The organism is Bradyrhizobium sp. UFLA05-153 (assembly GCF_054185185.1).
Genome location: NZ_JBBIAM010000088.1, coordinates 1 through 18,326, shown reverse-complemented (window position 1 = coordinate 18,326; position 18,326 = coordinate 1). Strand labels below are relative to the sequence as shown.

Below are 18,326 nucleotides of genomic sequence, written 5' to 3'. Positions count from 1 at the left end.
ATTCACCCTTCGTTAACCGCGCTTCCTAACGTCGCCTCCACATCGTTCCCGTAAACCGACGGATGTTTCCAGGCTCAAGAACTGATCCTGGCGTGTGCACGGCAGCGTTTCAGATCATGACGGGATTCGGCAGTCGCCTCCTCGACCAAACGGCAATGATCCGCAGCGGACCGATCCGCTGGCTGGTGGTGGGCGGCATGCTGCTGATTGCGGCGATCGCGATCGGCGCAACGCTGATGGCGCAGAACTTCCGCGAGCGGGCGCTGCGCAACAGTGCGCGCGAGCTGGATAACACGGCGCTGCTCCTCGCTCATCATTTCGACCAGCAGCTCCAGGATTTCGAGGTCATCCAGAAAGACCTGATCACGAACGTGCGCGCCAGCGGGATTGCGAGCGTCGAGGACTACCGCCGGCGCCTGTCCACCCAGGACGTCCATCGGACGCTTCGCTCCAAGATGGAGGCGCTGTCCTATGTCGGCGGCGTCAACATTTTCGACGCCGACGGCGAGCTGATCAACTCCTCGCTCGTCTGGCCTCCGCCGAAGGTCAATGTCGCCGACCGCGCCTATTTTAGGTCCTTCAAGTTCGACCCGCGCTCGCCGGACATGCTGGTCCAACCCGTGCACAGCCGTGTCTCCGGCATGTGGACGATCCTGATCCTCCGCAAGGTCGCGGACCCGAACGGCGAGTTCCTGGGCTTGGTCGGGCGCGGCATCGAGCCCGCCAGTTTCGAGAAATTCTTCGCGTCCGTCGCGCTCGGCGAAGGCGCGACGATCTCGATGCTTCACCGCGACGGCACGCTGCTCGCCCGCTATCCCCATGTCGACGAAGCCATGGGCCAGAACTTCAAGACCGGCCCCGAGGCGCAGCAGAAGATGTTCGATCTCGATCACTTCACCGGCCGCTTCACGAGCACGGTCGACGGTGATGACCGCCTGATCTCATCACACGCCCTGCCCCACTTCCCGATCGTAATGGTCGCGACCAACACGAGAGCGGCCGCGCTCGCAGCCTGGCACGAGCAGATCGGATTCCTGATCTCGATCGCCATCGCTTCGGCGCTCGCCATCGCCGGGCTCCTGATTGCCGTGGTTCGCAAACTGTCCGCACAGCACCGTCTTTCGCGGGAACGGCTGACGCTGGAGAAGCAACGACTCGACCGCGCCGTCAACAACATGACCCAGGGGCTTCTGTTGTTCGACGACTCGCGACGGCTGGTGGTCTGTAACCAGCGCTATCTGGAAATGTATGGATTGTCGGCCGATGTCGTGAAGCCCGGCTGCAGTTTCCACGACATCATCGCGCACCGCAAGGCGACCGGCTCGTTCGCCGGCGACGTCAACCGATATGCCGCGCGCGTGCTGCGCGACATCCACCTGCGCAACTCCATGGTCATCGACACCTCGGACGGCCGCTCGATCCAGATCGTCAACGAGCCGCTCGCGGACGGCGGGTGGGTCGCGACGCATGAGGACATCACCGAGCGCCGCCGCACCGAGGAGCGCATCACGCATCTTGCGCACTACGATGCGCTGACCGATCTGCCCAACCGCGCCATGTTCCACGAGCATCTGCGGGAAGCGTTGGGCGCGATCGCCGACGGCGAACAGATCGCGGTGCACTACATCGACATCGACGAATTCAAGGGCGTCAACGACGCGCTCGGCCATCTCGTCGGCGACGAACTGCTGAAATCGATCGCAGCGCATCTGAACCGCTGCGCCGGCGAGACCGAATTCGTCGCCCGCCTCGGTGGCGACGAATTCGCGATCGTGCAGAGCACCGTGACCTCGCCTGACCACGTCACCGACCTCGTGGCGCGGGTGTTCGCCGCCATCCGCGAGCCGTTCGACTGCATGGGCCACCATCTCACAACGGACGCCTCGATCGGCATTGCGCTGGCGCCGGACCATGGCACCGAGCTCGATCAGATCCTGAAGAATGCAGATCTGGCGATGTACGCTGCGAAGGCCGCCGGACGTCGCACCTATCGCTTCTTCGAGCCGGAGATGGATGCCAAAGTCCGCGAGCGGCGGCAGCTCGAGACCGATCTCCGGCATGCTCTCGCCCATGGCGGGCTCGAAGTGTTCTACCAGCCCTGCCTCAGCCTGAAGGACGACACCATCACGGGCTGCGAGGCTCTGGTGCGCTGGCGGCACCCCGAGCGCGGCATGGTCTCGCCCGCCGAATTCATCCCGATCGCGGAGGACACTGGCCTCATCAACGAGATCGGCGAGTGGGTGCTCGCGACGGCCTGCCGGGATGCTGCGATCTGGCCGGATGACATCCGCCTTGCGGTCAACGTCTCGCCCGTACAGTTCAAGAGCGGCACGCTGGCGCTGAAGATCATGGCGGCGCTCGCCGCCTCCAACCTGCCGGCAAGCCGGCTCGAGCTCGAGATCACCGAGGCCGTTCTGATCCGCGACGACGACACCGCGCTTGCCATCCTGCATCAGCTCCGCGCCATCGGCGTACGCATCGCACTCGATGATTTCGGCACCGGCTACTCGTCGCTGAGCTACCTGCACCGGTTCCCGTTCGACAAGATCAAGATCGACCGCTGCTTCGTCGAGGACATTGCAGGACCCGACGGCTCCTCCAGCATCGTGCAGGCCGTGGTCGGCCTCGCCGCTGCGCGGCGCATGACCACGACCGCGGAGGGCGTGGAGACCGAGGAGCAGCAGCGGCTGCTCCGCTCACTCGGCTGTAGCGAAATGCAGGGTTATCTGTTCAGCGCGGCGAAGCCGGCCGACAAGGTGCAGGAGCTGTTCACGCTCCACCGCAGCCGGCTTGCCCAGAGGACCGGCCACGAAAGCCGCCGCCGCGAAGCGGGCTAGGCGAGGCCTTCGCGTCGTAGTTCGTAGAGTGGACGAAGCAAAGCGTGCCAACCTCGTGTCTAGTCCGCGGATGCAGAAGCGGTGAGCACGTCGCTTACGCTCCTTTGCCCACCCTACCGCATCCCGGCCTACATCCTAGTTCGGCACCGCCGCCTTCGGCGTCGGTCGCGCTGCCGTGGCGGCGTTCGCGGTCACGCCGTGCAGGAAGTCGAAAGCGGCGTGCAGCGCCTTGTCGTCCTTCTCCTCCGGCGGCACGTAGGATTGCGAGCCGGTCTGCTCGCTGCCGTCGGCTGCAGAGAGATGGCCGCGCATCTGGGATTCGGCCATCGTGTCGACACGGCCCTTCAGCTCCGGCGGGACGTCCTGGAGGATCTCGATGTCGGGCGCGATGCCCTGCGCCTGGATCGAGCGGCCCGACGGCGTGTAGTAGCGCGCGGTGGTCAGCGCCAACGCGCCGCTGCCGGTGCCGAGCGGGATGATCGTCTGCACCGAGCCCTTGCCGAACGAGCGCGTGCCGATCAGCGTGGCACGTTTGTGGTCATGCAGCGCGCCGGCCACGATCTCGGACGCGGAAGCCGAGCCGCCGTTGATCAGCACCACCAGCGGCTTGCCCTTGGTGAGGTCGCCGCCATGCGCGCTGAAGCGCTGGGTCTCTTCCGGGTTCCGACCGCGGGTCGACACCACCTCGCCACGGGCGAGGAAGGCGCTCGACACCGAGACTGCCTGGTCGAGCAGCCCGCCCGGATTGTTGCGGAGATCGACGACATAGCCTGCGAGCTTCTCCTGCGGGATATCCTTGGAGATCGACGCGATGGCCTTGCGCAAGCCGTCTGTGGTCTGTTCGTTGAACGAGGTGACGCGGATATAGCCGATATCGCCGCCCTCGGTGTGGAACCGGACCGGGCGCACATGGATGATCTCGCGTGTGATCGCGACGTCGAGCGGCGCGTCTGCGCCCTTGCGCACGATAGTGAGCTTGGTCTTGGTATCGACCGGGCCCTTCATCTTGTTGACGGCCTGCTCGAGCGTCATGCCCATCACCGCCTCGCCGTCGATCTTGCTGATGAGGTCGCCGGACAGGAGGCCGGCCTTGGAGGCCGGCGTGTCGTCGATGGGCGCCACGACCTTGACGAGGCCCTCCTCCATGGTGACCTCGATGCCAAGCCCGCCGAACTCGCCGGAGGTGGTCTCCTGCATCTCGGTCCAGGCCTTGTCGTTCATGTAGCGCGAATGCGGATCGAGCGAGGTGACCATGCCGTTGATGGCGCCCTCGATCAGCTTGGCGTTGTCGGGCTTCTCGACGTAACTCGCCTTGACCCGCTCGAAGACCTCGCCGAACAGGTTCAGTTGCGAATAGGCATCGTCCGCGCCCGCCGCCGCTCTTGCCACCCATTGCCCGCCTTGCGGAGAGGTCGCCAGCAGAGTCAAACACGCGCCGGTCAGCGCGCCGAGGGGGAACAGCAGGGTTTTCCGCATGGATTAAATGGCCTTTTTGCTGGCGGTTGGGAGGCGCCATGCAAATGGCGATCCAGCCCGTGTCTCACAATACCATTCTGGTTTCTTCAAGGCCGGTCCGCCACGTCGGCGGGCATCCGGCAGAAATCCCTTCGTTCCAGCCTAAACTTTTGGCAACGTTCGCCGGCCGGTTTGCGCCAAACGGGAATCGGCCCCGTCCGGCCACGCGTTCAAGCTATGCGATTTTGGGATGGTTTTGGCGGGCCGAACCGGATAGGCGATGGATTAAGGCTTCAAATTCTCGGGAGGATAACAATGAACGAAGCGCCCCGCATCCGGCCCCAACGAAACGTCGAACTCGGCGCCAGCGACGAGCCGTTCCAGAACCTGCACGAATTCATCCGCAAGGCGCGCTCCAACCTCAACCAGAACGCCTGGGACTATATCGTCGGTGCTGCTGAGACCGAGACCACGATGCGCCGCAACCGTATGGCGCTGGACGAGATCGCCTTCCGCCCGCGCGTGCTGCGCGACATGCGCAACGTCGATGGTTCCGTCGTGCAGTTCGGCCGCAAGATGCGCCTGCCGGTGGTGCTGGCGCCGGTCGGCGCGCTCGAGATCTTCGATCCGCACGGCGCGGCCTCCGTTGCTCGCGGCGCCGGCGCCTTCGGCGCGGCGCATATGCTGAGCTCGGTGTCGGACCCGGGCCTCGAGAAGACCGCGGAAGCGGCCCCCGATGCGCTACGCTTCTATCAGCTCTATGTCCGCGGCGATGACGCTTTCGTCGAGGATGTCGTCGCCCGCGCCGTGAAAAGCACATACGCCGCGTTCTGCCTGACGGTCGACACCGCCCATTACAGCCGTCGCGAACGCGACATCGCCAAGCGCTATGTTCGCGAGAGCCGGCTGCGCGCCACCGGCGGCGACTACCAGAAGGGCCTTGAGTGGCGAACCGTGAAGCTGATCAAGGACAAATTCAAGATCCCGCTCATCATCAAGGGCATTGCGACGGCCGAGGACGCGCTGATCGCGCTCGATCACGGCGTCGAGTGGATCTACGTCTCCAACCACGGCGGCCGCCAGCTCGATCACGGCCGCGGCGCCATGCACGTGCTGCCGGAGATCGTTGATGCCGTGAAGGGACGCGCGAAGATCATGGTCGACGGCGGCTTCTGCCGCGGCACCGATATCGTCAAGGCGATCGCCATGGGCGCGGACCTCGTCGGCATCGGGCGCCTGCAGTGCTGGGCGCTGGCCGCGGCCGGAGAAGCCGGGATCACGCGGATGCTGGAGCTTCTGGAAGACGAAGTGCTGCGCTGTCTCGGGCTATTAGGGGCCGCCTCGTTTGCCGAGGTGAACGCATCCTGCCTGCATCCGGCGACGGCCACCAACGCACCAAGCGTATTCAGCGCGTTTCCGCTGCTAGATATCGAGCCTTATCGCTACTGAAAGGATGCAATGACCTCCCTCCTCTCTCCCGGCAGCGCGGATGCGCTTCTGTTCGATCTCGGTCGCGTGGTGCTCGACATCGATTTCTCCAAGGCGATCACCTGCTGGGCGGGACATGCCGGCTGCGAGCCGCAATCGATCGTGGCGCGCTATGTGCGGGACAGCGAAGCCTATCGGCTGCACGAGATGGGCAAGATCAGCGACGAGGCCTATTTCGACTCGCTGCGGCGCTCGCTGGGGATCGAAATTTCCGACGCGCAGTTCCTGGAGGGGTGGAATGCGATCTTCGCTGGCGAGATGCCCGACATAGCAAACCTGTTGCCGCGCGCCGCGCAGCACGTGCCGCTCTACGCCTTCTCCAACACCAACCGGCCACACGTGGAATATTTCTCGAAGGAGTATGCCGACGTGCTCGGCCATTTCCGCGACCTTTATCTGTCCTCCAGCATCGGCCTGCGCAAACCCGATGCGGAATCCTTCGACCATGTCGTCGCCGCGATCGGCCTGCCGGCGCAGCGAATCGTATTCTTCGACGACCTCGCGGAAAACGTCGAAGGCGCGCGGGCACGAGGGCTGACCGCGGTCCACGTGACGTCGCCTCGCGACGTCGGCGAGGCCCTGAGGGCGCTCGGTATCTGAGAGCATGGCCGCATTGCTGCGTTAGCAAAGGGTCTGGTTCCCGCCTTCTCCAGGAACTTTCTTAGGCAACTGTGGAACCAACTCGCTCTGTGTATTTTTGCACAGAGTTCCCGGAACGGATCAGGGCGTCGGGAGTCATATGCCCGTTGGGATCTCTACAACGGACGCGTGATCGTGTTGGGCAAAGCCTATTTCACCAAACAAGCCTCGATCCTTCTCCAATTCGCGAAGTCAACATCGGACAAGGAACTCTCCGCCAAGCTGGTCAGCAAGGCGGCCGATCTGAAAGCGCAGGGCGACCCGCTGCCCGAGATGGATCACAGCCTGAGAGCGCCCGACGTCGATCCGGACAATGAAACGGGAGCCACCTGATGCTAGCCGTGAGCCTGGTCGTCGCCGTGGCATGTTTGGCCACCGTCATCCCCGTCTTTCTCGTCATCGAGACGATCGCGCGGCGGCCGCACTAGGCGCATTCAACCGCGCTTGGGTTGGGGCCGATCGAGACGCTGCCGTTGCGCGCGCATGCGGCTCGTCTTCTCCTTGAGTGCCTCGATCTCCTCGTCGAGCTTTGCGCTCCTGGATTTCGGCGGCTCATCGCCGCGCAGCTTCTCGAGCGCCTTCTCGACCGACAGCTTTGAAGTCTCTGCCATCAGGGTTCTCCCGGACGTCTCCTGACGCGCCTTTCGTGCTGTGGCGCGCGGCAATTCTGAGCCGGAGGCGGGACGACGCGATATTGTCCCAAAGGGCATCCCGCCATCCTGCTGCTGGAGCGACATTTCCATCTCCACCTTCGTGATCACCCCTTTTGCCTCGACGCCCGCACTCGGCTAGAACGCAACGCGACCTGTCCTTACGATTTGCTCTGCAGGAGTTTTGCCCGTGGCCCTGATGCCGGTGTCCGATGCCCTCGCCGCGGTGCTTGCGGGCGTCGTGCCCGTGGCTGAGGAGATGGTCGCGCTGGATGCAGCCTACCACCGCGTGCTCGCGCGCGACGTCGCGGCCAGGCGCACGCAGCCGCCGCAGGCGATGTCGGCGATGGACGGCTATGCGGTGCGCGCCACCGACGCGGCGAAGGTGGGCGCAGAGATCACCGTGATCGGCGAGGTCGCGGCCGGCCGGCCGTTTGCGGGAACGGTCGGCGCGAGCCAGGCGGTGCGGATCTTCACCGGCGGCGTGGTGCCCGATGGCGCGGACGCGGTGGTGATCCAGGAGGACACCGTCGCTGACGGCAAGCGCGTCACGATCAAGGAGGCCGCGATCGTCGGACGGCACATCCGCCCCGCCGGCGTCGATTTCCGCGAGGGCGACGTGCTGCTCCGACAGGGAGCCCGGCTGACCGAACGCGACCTCTCACTCGCCGCCGGCATGAACCATCCGGAGCTTGCCGTCCGCCGCCGGCCCAGGGTCGCGATTCTCGCGACCGGCGACGAACTGGTGATGCCGGGCTCGACGCCCGGCGCGGGCCAGATCGTTTTTTCCAACGGCTACGCCTTGCACGCGCTGGCGCGGGCCGAGGGCGCCGAAACGTTCGATCTCGGCATTGCAGCCGATACCGTTGCGGCGACCACCGCCGGTATCCGCCGGGCCCGCGAGAGCGGCGCCGACATCCTGATCACGACCGGCGGGGCCTCGGTCGGCGACCACGATCTGGTCAGGCCTGCGCTTCAAGCCGAAGGCTTCGAAATGGCGTTCTGGAAAATCGCGATGCGGCCGGGCAAGCCCATGATGCACGGCCATCTCGGCGCGATGCGGGTGATCGGCCTGCCCGGCAATCCGGTGTCGTCCTATGTCTGCGGCTTCCTGTTCATGGTGCCGTTGATTCGCGCGCTTGCGGGCCGCTCGCGCGTTCATCACCGCCTCGAGCGCGCCGTGCTCGGGCGCGACGTCGGGCCCAACGATGTCCGCGAGGACTATCTGCGCGCCAGGCTCGAGGAGCGCGAGGACGGCACGCTCGTGGCCGTTCCGGTCAACCACCAGGACTCCTCGCTGCTTGCGAATCTCGCTATGGCACAGGCACTTCTCGTGCGCGCGCCATTCGCGCCAAAGGCCGAAGCAGGCACGCCTTGCGAGGTGTTGCGGCTGCCCTTGTGAGTGCGATCTGATTCGCGCGTGACGCGAACTTCGCCGCGTTCACACAAAATTAAGTGGTTGCGGAACACATATCGAACATATAGTGTCCGTTCATGATTTGTTTCGAGCATCTAGCGGCTTCTGCTGAATCTGACGTCTCGGAATCGAACGACATCAACCGGGGGACTTGGTCGAGATGTTAACGCGCAAACAATACGAGCTTCTGCGGTTCATCAGTGAGCGCCTCAAGGAAAGCGGCGTGCCGCCCTCCTTCGACGAAATGAAGGACGCGCTCGATCTGCGCTCGAAGTCGGGCATCCATCGCCTGATCACCGCGCTGGAAGAGCGCGGCTTCATCCGTCGCCTGCCCAACCGCGCGCGCGCCATCGAGGTCATCAAGCTGCCCGAGCTTCAGGCTGCAGGCGCCGGCCGCCGCGGCTTCACGCCGAGCGTCATCGAAGGCAATCTCGGCAAGGTGCGGGGCCCAAGCGCTACTGTCGACGAGGGCGAGCGTCCGGTCGCCGTGCCCGTGATGGGACGGATCGCGGCCGGCACGCCGATCGAGGCGTTGCAGACCCGCAGCCACACCATCAGCGTACCGCCGGACCTGCTCGGCTCGGGCGAGCACTATGCGCTCGAAGTGCGCGGCGATTCGATGGTCGACGCCGGCATCCTGGATGGCGACATGGCGCTGATCCAGCGCAACGAGACCGCGGATACCGGCGACATCGTGGTGGCGCTGATCGACGACGAGGAAGCGACGCTCAAGCGCTTCCGCCGCCGCGGTGCGTCGATCGCGTTGGAGCCCGCGAACACCGCCTATGAGGTGCGCATCCTGCCGCCGAACCGGGTGAAGATTCAGGGCAAGCTGATCGGGCTGTACCGGAAGTACTGATTGCCCGGCAGATTGCCGGCCATCGCGCAGCGACGCGGGCGGACGGATTGTCCGCTCCGGCGGAATGGTGTTTCCGCTTCCACCGCGATTATCCTCACACCTGCGCAGAGCTAATCCTCAAGCACCGCAAGCGCGAATGCGCGGTGCACGATAAAGAGGAAAAAACCGTGCGACAGATGATTTTGGGCGTGTTCTCGGCGGCCTTGCTCGCGGGCTCGGCCTCCGCGAGCGATGCAGCGCAACACCACTGTGCCATCCGCAAGACGGAGCACGCGGTAACCAGCGCGCCATTCCGCAATTCCAACAATGCGATCGCACCCGCGCCGCAGGTGAGCTGGCCCTATTCAGGGTACTCCGCTCCTGCCGGCCGCTGATGGAAGCTCGCGTGAGTGAATGGTGTGAACCAAGATAGACTAACAGCGAGAGGCTTTGTTCCTGGTTTGCCGGGAAAGATAATGTGATCGGGCGACGCGCACACGGGCCGCAGATTTGCCCACAAACGCGATACACTCGAAGGCTTCCAACTCTGATAGAGGCCTGCGCCTCCGGGGGGGCGCGGACCTGCTATCTCGCATGAGGAGCACTCCGATGTGTGACTACAGCCTACATGCCGTTGCGACCCGCCCCGCTCAAGTCGGCGAGACGATCGTCACGACAACCTTCCGCGGCACCTCGACGCGTGGATTTGCGTCGGAGCGTGATCTCTCGGTTGCCGTCTGCCTCCTGCCGGGCACCGAGCTCGCCTTCGCCGACAACGTCCGCTACGACAATCGCTGGATCTGGACACGCACCGTCAATTCCCGCGTCGGCAAGTTCGGCAAGGTCGATCCGCACATTCCCGATCGTCATCATGATGCGATCGAATTCCCCGACGGCAACTACGTGCTGGTGACGCAGCTCGTCGAGGGACAGCGTGCCACCGTTCTGCAATTGCCGGTGACGCAGCCGCTCGGCGAGAAGACAGAGCAGCCCGCCGTCGAGCAGCACACGACCACGACGCCTACGACACGCCTGCCGATCGGCTGACGCGTCTTTCAATCCTCGGCCTGCAGGTCGGCCTCCGACGGCGTAGCGTCCTTGCTGCGTGGAGTAGCCGGCCGCGGTGCGAGGCTGAGCTCGAAATCGCTATCGCCGGCCTCAGCCGGCGACCAGGGGCGGTTTGCGCCCCTTGCTTTCACCGTTTGCAGCGTGAAACCGTCGCCCTCGCGCGATAGGGTGAGCGCGCCTTGCGTCTTCAGACGCTCGCGATCCACGACCATTGCCGCGCAATCGGTTGCTGCCGGCTTCGCCGTCACCACCAGCGCGGCGCGGCTGCAATCATCCGCCAGCGCGTCGACACGCAGCGAGAGCGCGACCAGACGACCATCAGCGAGCGGCGTCACGCAGCCGGCCTCGTCGCATGAGACGCCGTCGGCGAGCGAGGTAGCGGTTGCGCTGCGCGGATCGGCATCGGCTGCAAGCCACTCCTTGAGGAGAAAATTGTCCTTGCCGGTTCGGATCAGGTGCAGTTGGCGGTCCCTGCCGCGCACCGCGACGCTGTGGCCGTCGCCCGCGATCAGGATGTCGGGCTGGCGCACGTGCAGCGTCGAACCAATCGAGAGCGCGAGCACGATGGCGCCCGTCCAGCGCAGCGGCGTGCGCAACAGGCCCATCACGATGAGGCCGATGCTGGCGGCAATCAGCGGACCGGTGCCGAACGCGGCGATGCGGCCGACCGCGCCCGGCAACGCCGCGACCCAGCGCGTCACAACGACCATCCAGTCGATGCCGATCCCCATCAGCCACCAGAACACGCCATCGAGCCCGAACGGCGCTGCGATCAACCCCAAAAGTCCGGCGGGCATCACCAGCGCCGAGACCACCGGCATCGCCGCGAGATTGGCGAGCACCCCGTAAGGCGTGACGCGGTGGAAATGGAAGGCGGCATAAGGTGTCGTCGCAAGCCCCGCGATCAGCGAGGCCATCAGCAGCATGACGAGCTCGCGGCCGCCCCACAGCGCGATGCGCGCTGTAGCGGAGTGATCGGGCGAGGCAAACAGGTTCGGCATACCGATGTGCACCAGCGCGACGAGGCCGAGAGTCGCAGCAAACGACATCTGGAAGCTCGGATGCACGAGAGCCTCCGGCGCGACCGCGAGCACGATCATCGCGGCAACCGCGAGCGTGCGGAAGGTGATGGCACGCCGATCAACCATCACCGCGATCAGCACCACCGCCGTCATGAAGAACGAGCGCTGCGTTGCAACCTCCGCGCCGGACAGCAGCAGGTAAAATGCGGCCGCCACCAGCGCAGCCGCAGCCGACCATTTCTTGATCGGATAGCCCACTGCAAATCCCGGGATCAGCGCCAGCAGCGCGCGCACCGCAAAGAACACCACGCCGGCGACGACGGCCATGTGATAGCCGGAGATCGACAGCACGTGCCCGAGGCCCGAGATGAACATGGCATCGTTCACGGGCTCGGTGATTGCGTCGCGCCGCCCCGTGAGGAGCGCGGTGGCGATCGCGCGGTTGTCGCCGTCGAGCGTGGCGCGGATGCGCGCGTCGATCGCGTCGCGCAGGCCTTGCATGATCGCAGCATAGCGCAGCCGCAGGCCTCCGGTCTCCGGTGGCTCAGCGACCGTGATCGCCCCCATCGCAAAGCCTGACGCGCCGATGCCCTGAAAAAACATGTCGCGAGCGAAATCGTAGCTGCCGGGCCGCAAGGGCGCGAGCGGCGGCATCAGGCGCGCCTTGAGTTGCACGAAGCTGCCGACCTCCGGTGCCGTGCCCTTGCGCACCGACAGCCGCACACGCTCGAGCTGGATGTCGCCGCGCGGCGCCTCCATCGCACTCACCCGAAGCACGAAGCGGTCGGTGCGCTCGCGGATATCGCGCGTCTCTACGAAGCCGGACAGCGCCACCGAATAGAGCGGCTTCGCCAGCACGGTGTGCGCGATGCGCGCGGTCTTCCAGGTCGCCGTGGCAAAACCTGCGGCGATCGCTGCGATCATGATGGCGGGTGCGAACAACCGGCTCCGCCGCAACAGCACGCTAGCCACCATGAGCACCAGCGCCGTGATCACGGCGACCGAGAGCACGGGTTCGTGGTCGGCGGCAAAATAGAGAGCAATTCCGGTACCGAAGGCCACGGGCACCCACGGCAGCAGCCGCCCCGCGCCGGCTTCCGCCCTGGCCCATCCACGCAACGTCTCGGCCAGCGACGACCACGCGCCAAAGCCCGCCGGCACAAGGCCGCCGGCCGAAGCCGCACGGCCTACAGGCCATGTCCCGGCGATCCCTTGCGAGCGGTGTGGCCGGGAAGGCTCCGCCATTCCTGCACCTTACAATACGCGACGGGTGCGGAGGCTACCGGAAGGTGTTGGGACGCGAATAGCGGAACGGAAAGGGAACCAGCTCGAGGACCGCTACTTTTCCTCTTCCATCGTCACGGCAACCGCCGCCTTGGCGGAGAGCCGGACCTTGTTGCCCTCGACATCGGCAACGAGGCCCTTGTCGATGAAGTGATGATGGCCCTTGTGGCTGCCCTCACCGCTGTCCTTCCTGGTCAGCTTGATGCGGTTGCCTTCGACACGGTCGACGGTACCGATATGAACGCCGTCGGCGCCGATCACTTCCATATGTTCTGCGATGTTTTGCATGCCAGTATCCTTCTCTGGTCCCCTCACAACGCCTGGAACCCCTTTTCTGTTCGTTGCCCTTGCGGCCTCCTTCGCAAACGCGCCGTGTCAGGTCGATTGCGCCGAAAGTCTCATAAGTTGCCAGCCCCTGGTGGGACTACACTATGTGTTCCCCGCCTCCCCGACAGACGGGCAAGGCAGTGGTGGCTCGCGGTTCTAAGGCCGCTGGAGCTCTCCTCAGGTGACGGAAAACGCGCCTGAGGTCAGACGTTGCAGACGCAACTCTTTGAACTGACGCCTGCAACGCCGCGCATCACGCTCTTCCCGCGAGAAGATGACCGCTGAAACAAGCGAGGAGACGTTATGAAACGATAGGAGTTGCACATGCAGGTACCGAGTGATTTTCGCCGCGTGATCATTGCTGCATCGGTGGGAAACGTCATCGAATGGTATGACTTCTATATCTTTGGCAGCCTGGCCGCGGTTCTGTCGGTCAAGTTCTTCGAGCAATCCCACCCGGTTGCAGCCCTGCTCAGCACGATCGCGCTTTTCACCGCAGGATTTCTGATCCGTCCGCTGGGGGCGTTCCTGTTCGGATGGATGGGTGACCGGGTCGGCCGCAAATATACGTTTCTCATTACGCTCAGCGGAATGGGACTAGGCACAGGCGCGATCGGATTGATCCCGACCTACCAGTCGATCGGCCTGACAGCCGCGTTCGTTCTGTTCGGTCTGCGCATGATTCAGGGCCTGTGCCTTGGCGGCGAATATGGCGGTGCCATTACCTACGTTGCCGAGCATGTGCCGGACGACAAGCGCGGCTACTACACCGGCTGGCTGCAGACCTCTCCGACGCTCGGCATCGTGGTATCGCTGGCCGTGATCGTCCTCACGCGGACCTATGCCGGCACTGAGGCCTTCGACGCATGGGCGTGGCGCGTTCCGTTCCTGCTGTCCTTCCTGCTGGTGGCGATCGCGATCTATATCCGACTCCAGCTCCAGGAGACGCCGATCTTCCAGGAGATCAGGGCCCGCGGCCAGATGACGACGAATCCGTGGAAAGAGGCCTTCCTCAGTTCGAACATCAAATATATTGGGATCGCCACTGTGGTCCTGATCGGACAGGGCGTGGTCTGGTACAGCGGTCAGTTCTGGGCGCTGTACTTCCTGCAGCAGGTCTCCAAGGTGGACGCGCTGACCTCCGCCTACATCGTGGGAGCCGCCCTGCTCATTGCAACGCCGAGCCTGATCTTCTTTGGCTGGCTGTCGGATCAGATCGGCCGCAAGCCAGTGATCCTCGGCGGCATGCTGCTCGCCGCGGTCACGTATTATCCGCTGTATCTGTGGTTGGGAACGGTGACGCAGCCCGGAAACATCAACTACGCAACCGCGACCTTCATCATCTTCATCCTCGTTTGCTATGTCGGGATGGTCTACGGGCCGGTCGGCGCGTTTCTGGCGGAATACTTCCCCGCCCGGATCAGGTACACGTCGGTCTCCGTGCCGTACCACATCGGTAACGGCTGGGGTGGCGGATTGGTGCCGTTCATCACGTCAGCAGCTTTCGCCGCGACCGGCAGCATCGGCTACGCACTACTCTACCCGATCGTGGTCCCCGCGATCTGCTTCGTGCTCGCGGTTTTCCTGATGCCAGAGACGCGAAAGATCAGCATCTGGCAACCGACCGAGCCGAGAGCCGCCTAGCGATGGAAGGATGCTGGTGCAGGACCGCAAGCGCCCTGCACCAGGCCCAACGGGTCTGCTTTTCGCGCGAGCGAGGCCAATCTCCGCCTCCCCGACCGCCAGCGGATAGCGGCCGGCAAGAGGCTCGGCTGACTGCTCTGTCAGCCGACTAGGTGATGCCAGCGATCGTGCCACCAGGAGCTGAAATCACGATCGGTTATCAGCTCCCAACCGCCGAACAAGATCACCAAGATGCCCGAGACTACGCTACTCACCATGGCTGATACTGGTTCGTAGCCAATGGTCCAAGGCGCCAGCACCAGAGCCAGACCCAGCAGCATTTCTCCCCACTCTTCCAGATAGGACGGGATGACAAATGCCTCTATGGCAAACAGCATGACGCCGAGTCCGAGCGCGATGGTCATCCAGACGGCCGCCCCCGATAAGCCCAGGACGAAGGACGACAGGACCAGCCACACGCCGACCAACAGGCTGGCAGCATCCTGCCAATGTTGGATGCGCATGATGCTCACCTCCCTTCCCCCACTATGTGGGGATTCATTGATGAAAATGCATCCGTCCAACCTGCGATGTGTTGCCGCTCATGCGATCCGATGCGCTTCCAATCAACCTGGCCGGCACCGGAAAGAGCCCTTGCGAGTGCGCCGCACCAGGATGCACACTTGCTGCGCTTGACAGGTGTCGACTACTGCTCTCGGCCCCACTTGGTTCGCGTGCTGCCGGGACAAGAGGGAGATGACGCCATGCGAGAAATCGAAATCCACGACTATGCGCGGCAGTTGCTGGAAGCACATGGCCCCAAGGCGATTGCGGAGGCCGCCCAGAATGCCATCGATCTCGAGTCAAAGGGCGAGTTCGAACTGGCCAAGACCTGGCGGCATATCGAAGACGCGATGAAGCTTATGCGCGGACCGCACCAAAGCTGAAGCAGCCGGCGCGCCTGGCTGCCTGACTCCGAGTGCCGCCAAACCGGATTGAGGCTGGAGCGGCGGCAACACAGAATATGGACCACAATTCGTCGCAAGCCGTTCGGCTGCGGCTGAACGGCAACGCGACGCGACGCGCAAGACGCATGATGCTGGGAGCGAAGCCATGGTTCGAAATTGTGCAACAGCCGAAGACCTCGTGAAGGCAATCAAGGACGAGAACGTCCAGATGATCGACCTGCGGTTCACCGACTTGCCGGGGGTGTGGCAACATTTTTCCGTCCCACCGAGCGCAGTAAATGTCGATGCTTTCAACGAGGGCATTGGATTCGACGGCTCGTCGATCCGCGGCTTCCAGGAGATCCAGGAAAGCGACATGCTGGTCGTCGCCGATCCGACGACGGCCTTCGTCGACCCCTACAGTCCGGCGAAGACGCTGGTCCTGATTTGCAACATCAGGGATCCCGTGACCGGCCAATCCTACAGCCGCGACGCCCGCTATATCGCCCAAAAGGCCGAAACTTATCTGAAGGGCACCGGACGCGCCGATACCAGCTACTTCGGGCCGGAAGCTGAGTTCTTCGTCTTCGACGACGTGCGCTACGGACAGGGCATCAACCACGCCTTCCACGACATCGATTCCAGCGAAGGCAGCTGGAATACGGGCAAGGAGGAAGAGCCGAATCTGGGTCACAAGCCGCGCCCGAAGGAAGGATACTTTCCCGTTCCTCCGACCGACAGCATGCAGGCGCTGCGCACCGAAATGGTGCTGACGATGGAAGAGCTGGGCATCCAGATCGAAGCCCATCACCATGAAGTGGCAACCGGCGGCCAAAACGAGATCGACATGCGCTTCACCACGCTGACCCGCATGGCCGACAATTTGATGATCTACAAATACGTGGTGAAGAACACCGCGCATAAGCACGGCAAGACTGCGACGTTCATGCCGAAACCGCTCTTCGAGGACAACGCTTCGGGCATGCACGTTCACCAGTCGCTGTGGAAGGGTGAGACCAATCTGTTCTACGACAAGGGCGACTATGCCGAATTGAGCCAGTTCGCCCGCCACTACATCGGCGGGCTTTTGACGCACGCCTGGGCGTTGTGCGGGCTTTGCGCTCCCACAACGAACTCCTATCGGCGTCTGGTGCCGGGCTATGAGGCTCCAATCAACCTCGTCTACTCCCAGCGCAACCGCTCGGCGTGCTGTCGGATTCCGATGTATTCGCCGAACCCGCGTGCCAAGCGCGTCGAGTTTCGTTCGCCCGACCCATCCTGCAATCCCTACCTGGCGTTTGCCGCGATGCTGATGGCCGGCCTCGACGGTATCGACAACCGGATCGACCCCGGCAGCCCCATCGACAAGAACCTCTACGACCTCCCACCTGCCGAAGCGAAAGAGGTGAAGTCGACACCGGGATCGCTGGACCAGGCCCTCGACGCGCTCGAGCACGATCACGCGTTCCTGCTACGCGGCGGCGTCTTCACCGCCGACGTGATCGAAACCTGGCTCGACTACAAGCGAAAGAAGGAGATCGACCCGATCCGGCTGCGACCGCATCCTTACGAGTTCCATCTGTACTACGACATCTAGGGGCTACGCCCGTTTTGTTACTACGAGATCTGCAGCCATGCGCATGCCAAGAAAGCGGAGCCCAACAGCGGATTTGCCGAAGCCGAAAATGCGCCACGCCGGGGCACCTGCGACCGGCAACAAGCGGCTGGCCGATCAGACCCGCAAGATTCTCGGCAAGCACTACGCGAGCAAATATCGGGTGCGGTAACTGCGATCACTAGCCTGGCCTTGAGCCTGACCGTGGGTGGCAGCGCGGCAACGAGCGAAATCGGCCGCCCGTGCGGCTTGCAATCACTTTCCGGCGGCCTAACATGGATTGCGTAGCTCTTCTCATAGGAGCCTGCAGCCATGGAACTCACCGTGGTGCCCATCGCCAAGCCGGACACGGCCAACTTCATCTTCGGTCAATCTCATTTCATCAAAACCGTGGAAGATCTCCACGAGGCGCTGGTGGGCGCGGTTCCGGGCATCCGCTTCGGGCTCGCCTTCTGCGAGGCCTCTGGTAAACGGCTGGTTCGCTGGTCGGGTAATGACGACGCCGCGCTCGCTCTCGCGCGTGACAACGCATCGGCCATCGGCGCCGGCCACACCTTCCTGATCTTCCTGGGCGACGGGTTCTTTCCCGTCAACGTCCTGGCTGCCGTACGCGCCGTGCCGGAGGTCTGCCGCATCTACTGCGCGACGGCCAACCCCACGCAAGTGATCGTCGCGCAAACGGAGCTTGGCCGCGGCGTGCTCGGCGTCGTCGATGGCGCCTCGCCGATGGGCGTTGAAACCGACGCCGACATTGCGTGGCGGAAAGACCTGCTGCGAAAAATTGGGTACAAGCTGTAGCGGCTGGATGAAGCCGAAGTCGACCGACTGACGCCGCCACGCATCGAACCCGAGGAAATTCGCGGCCAATCACTTGGCCCTCCTCCTCGCACGAATTCGGCTACGGCAGCGCACTCGATGCAACTTGACGAACGCGAGGTGGTTGGCGGCCAGCGGAAGAGCCGGCGCGCCTGGGCCGCGACTTTGACGTCGTCATTCGCCGGACGAGGGCCGGCTGGCCATCCTATCTCAAGCCGCGCCCTTTCATGGCCGATCAAGCATATCTCGTCACTGCGCCGTCGTTGCTGGAGGCCAACCCCATCGAAAAGGTCGAAGACC

At 64.0% G+C, this 18,326-nt stretch carries 17 protein-coding genes; 12 read left to right on the top strand and 5 right to left on the bottom strand.

The genetic code is table 11. The features are described 5' to 3' along the window. The first annotated feature begins 116 nt into the window (after positions 1-116). Entirely contained in the window at positions 117-2,837 is a 2,721-nt protein-coding gene (locus Q2941_RS36165) for a bifunctional diguanylate cyclase/phosphodiesterase (protein ID WP_458195470.1), read from the top strand. Positions 2,838-2,972: 135 nt separating this feature from the next. Here Q2941_RS36165 and Q2941_RS36160 read toward each other — a convergent pair whose 3' ends face one another. Continuing rightward, the gene (locus tag Q2941_RS36160; protein WP_458195469.1) at positions 2,973-4,313 is read right to left on the bottom strand and encodes a S41 family peptidase; all 1,341 of its coding nucleotides are present in this window, start codon (positions 4,311-4,313) and stop codon (positions 2,973-2,975) included. Between the two features lie 294 nt (positions 4,314-4,607). Between Q2941_RS36160 and Q2941_RS36155 the strand changes: the two genes are divergently transcribed. From Q2941_RS36155 to Q2941_RS36145, 3 genes are all read left to right on the top strand, one after another. Then, the gene (locus Q2941_RS36155) at positions 4,608-5,741 is read left to right on the top strand and encodes an alpha-hydroxy acid oxidase (RefSeq protein ID WP_027522627.1); all 1,134 of its coding nucleotides are present in this window, start codon (positions 4,608-4,610) and stop codon (positions 5,739-5,741) included. 9 nt (positions 5,742-5,750) lie between these two features. Next, positions 5,751-6,380, top strand: a complete 630-nt coding sequence (locus Q2941_RS36150; RefSeq protein WP_458195468.1) for an HAD family hydrolase — start codon at positions 5,751-5,753, stop codon at positions 6,378-6,380. 174 nt (positions 6,381-6,554) lie between these two features. Beyond that, complete coding sequence (locus tag Q2941_RS36145) at positions 6,555-6,752, top strand: hypothetical protein (RefSeq protein WP_027522625.1); 198 nt, start codon at positions 6,555-6,557, stop codon at positions 6,750-6,752. Between the two features lie 101 nt (positions 6,753-6,853). On the opposite strand, the gene Q2941_RS36140 is transcribed toward Q2941_RS36145, so the two are convergent. After that, positions 6,854-7,030 (bottom strand): hypothetical protein, encoded by a 177-nt coding sequence (locus Q2941_RS36140; RefSeq protein WP_198031738.1) that lies wholly within the window; start codon positions 7,028-7,030, stop codon positions 6,854-6,856. Positions 7,031-7,259: 229 nt separating this feature from the next. On the opposite strand from Q2941_RS36140, the gene Q2941_RS36135 reads away from it, so the two are divergent. The 4 genes from Q2941_RS36135 to Q2941_RS36120 all read left to right on the top strand — a co-directional run bounded on the left by Q2941_RS36135 (position 7,260) and on the right by Q2941_RS36120 (position 10,371). Further along, positions 7,260-8,471: a molybdopterin molybdotransferase MoeA gene (locus Q2941_RS36135; RefSeq protein WP_458195467.1), complete on the top strand. Its 1,212-nt coding sequence runs from the start codon at positions 7,260-7,262 to the stop codon at positions 8,469-8,471. A gap of 175 nt (positions 8,472-8,646) precedes the next feature. Next, positions 8,647-9,345, top strand: coding sequence for a transcriptional repressor LexA (gene lexA / locus Q2941_RS36130; RefSeq protein ID WP_027522623.1), 699 nt, complete (start codon positions 8,647-8,649; stop codon positions 9,343-9,345). Between the two features lie 47 nt (positions 9,346-9,392). Further along, positions 9,393-9,719, top strand: a complete 327-nt coding sequence (locus Q2941_RS36125) for a hypothetical protein (RefSeq protein ID WP_245287998.1) — start codon at positions 9,393-9,395, stop codon at positions 9,717-9,719. 214 nt (positions 9,720-9,933) lie between these two features. After that, on the top strand, positions 9,934-10,371 hold the full coding sequence (locus Q2941_RS36120; protein WP_027522621.1) for a hypothetical protein: 438 nt from the start codon (positions 9,934-9,936) through the stop codon (positions 10,369-10,371). An 8-nt stretch (positions 10,372-10,379) separates the two neighbouring features. Here Q2941_RS36120 and Q2941_RS36115 read toward each other — a convergent pair whose 3' ends face one another. Further along, positions 10,380-12,659: a ComEC/Rec2 family competence protein gene (locus Q2941_RS36115; RefSeq protein ID WP_458195466.1), complete on the bottom strand. Its 2,280-nt coding sequence runs from the start codon at positions 12,657-12,659 to the stop codon at positions 10,380-10,382. A gap of 93 nt (positions 12,660-12,752) precedes the next feature. Continuing rightward, positions 12,753-12,986: a DUF2171 domain-containing protein gene (locus Q2941_RS36110; RefSeq protein WP_027550707.1), complete on the bottom strand. Its 234-nt coding sequence runs from the start codon at positions 12,984-12,986 to the stop codon at positions 12,753-12,755. Positions 12,987-13,343: 357 nt separating this feature from the next. Between Q2941_RS36110 and Q2941_RS36105 the strand changes: the two genes are divergently transcribed. Then, on the top strand, positions 13,344-14,669 hold the full coding sequence (locus Q2941_RS36105; protein ID WP_458195465.1) for an MFS transporter: 1,326 nt from the start codon (positions 13,344-13,346) through the stop codon (positions 14,667-14,669). Between the two features lie 140 nt (positions 14,670-14,809). On the opposite strand, the gene Q2941_RS36100 is transcribed toward Q2941_RS36105, so the two are convergent. Beyond that, positions 14,810-15,172, bottom strand: a complete 363-nt coding sequence (locus tag Q2941_RS36100) for an SPW repeat domain-containing protein (RefSeq protein ID WP_035662166.1) — start codon at positions 15,170-15,172, stop codon at positions 14,810-14,812. A 240-nt stretch (positions 15,173-15,412) separates the two neighbouring features. On the opposite strand from Q2941_RS36100, the gene Q2941_RS36095 reads away from it, so the two are divergent. The 3 genes from Q2941_RS36095 to Q2941_RS36085 all read left to right on the top strand — a co-directional run bounded on the left by Q2941_RS36095 (position 15,413) and on the right by Q2941_RS36085 (position 18,008). Further along, positions 15,413-15,595 carry a hypothetical protein gene (locus tag Q2941_RS36095; RefSeq protein WP_027522616.1) on the top strand — a complete coding sequence of 61 codons (183 nt, stop codon included), beginning with the start codon at positions 15,413-15,415 and terminating at the stop codon, positions 15,593-15,595. Between the two features lie 166 nt (positions 15,596-15,761). Further along, positions 15,762-17,192: a type I glutamate--ammonia ligase gene (gene glnA / locus Q2941_RS36090; protein ID WP_027522615.1), complete on the top strand. Its 1,431-nt coding sequence runs from the start codon at positions 15,762-15,764 to the stop codon at positions 17,190-17,192. A gap of 330 nt (positions 17,193-17,522) precedes the next feature. Next, complete coding sequence (locus Q2941_RS36085) at positions 17,523-18,008, top strand: adenosine-specific kinase (RefSeq protein WP_458195464.1); 486 nt, start codon at positions 17,523-17,525, stop codon at positions 18,006-18,008. Positions 18,009-18,326 lie beyond the last annotated feature (318 nt).

Coding starts and splice junctions, on each gene's coding strand:
- Q2941_RS36095 (WP_027522616.1), top strand. CDS start 15,413: ATGCGAGAAATCGAAATCCACGACTATGCGCGGCAGTTGCTGGAAGCA.
- Q2941_RS36115 (WP_458195466.1), bottom strand. CDS start 12,659: ATGGCGGAGCCTTCCCGGCCACACCGCTCGCAAGGGATCGCCGGGACA.
- Q2941_RS36120 (WP_027522621.1), top strand. CDS start 9,934: ATGTGTGACTACAGCCTACATGCCGTTGCGACCCGCCCCGCTCAAGTC.
- Q2941_RS36150 (WP_458195468.1), top strand. CDS start 5,751: ATGACCTCCCTCCTCTCTCCCGGCAGCGCGGATGCGCTTCTGTTCGAT.
- Q2941_RS36140 (WP_198031738.1), bottom strand. CDS start 7,030: ATGGCAGAGACTTCAAAGCTGTCGGTCGAGAAGGCGCTCGAGAAGCTG.
- lexA (WP_027522623.1), top strand. CDS start 8,647: ATGTTAACGCGCAAACAATACGAGCTTCTGCGGTTCATCAGTGAGCGC.
- Q2941_RS36100 (WP_035662166.1), bottom strand. CDS start 15,172: ATGCGCATCCAACATTGGCAGGATGCTGCCAGCCTGTTGGTCGGCGTG.
- Q2941_RS36085 (WP_458195464.1), top strand. CDS start 17,523: ATGGAACTCACCGTGGTGCCCATCGCCAAGCCGGACACGGCCAACTTC.
- Q2941_RS36110 (WP_027550707.1), bottom strand. CDS start 12,986: ATGCAAAACATCGCAGAACATATGGAAGTGATCGGCGCCGACGGCGTT.
- Q2941_RS36165 (WP_458195470.1), top strand. CDS start 117: ATGACGGGATTCGGCAGTCGCCTCCTCGACCAAACGGCAATGATCCGC.
- Q2941_RS36155 (WP_027522627.1), top strand. CDS start 4,608: ATGAACGAAGCGCCCCGCATCCGGCCCCAACGAAACGTCGAACTCGGC.
- Q2941_RS36160 (WP_458195469.1), bottom strand. CDS start 4,313: ATGCGGAAAACCCTGCTGTTCCCCCTCGGCGCGCTGACCGGCGCGTGT.
- glnA (WP_027522615.1), top strand. CDS start 15,762: ATGGTTCGAAATTGTGCAACAGCCGAAGACCTCGTGAAGGCAATCAAG.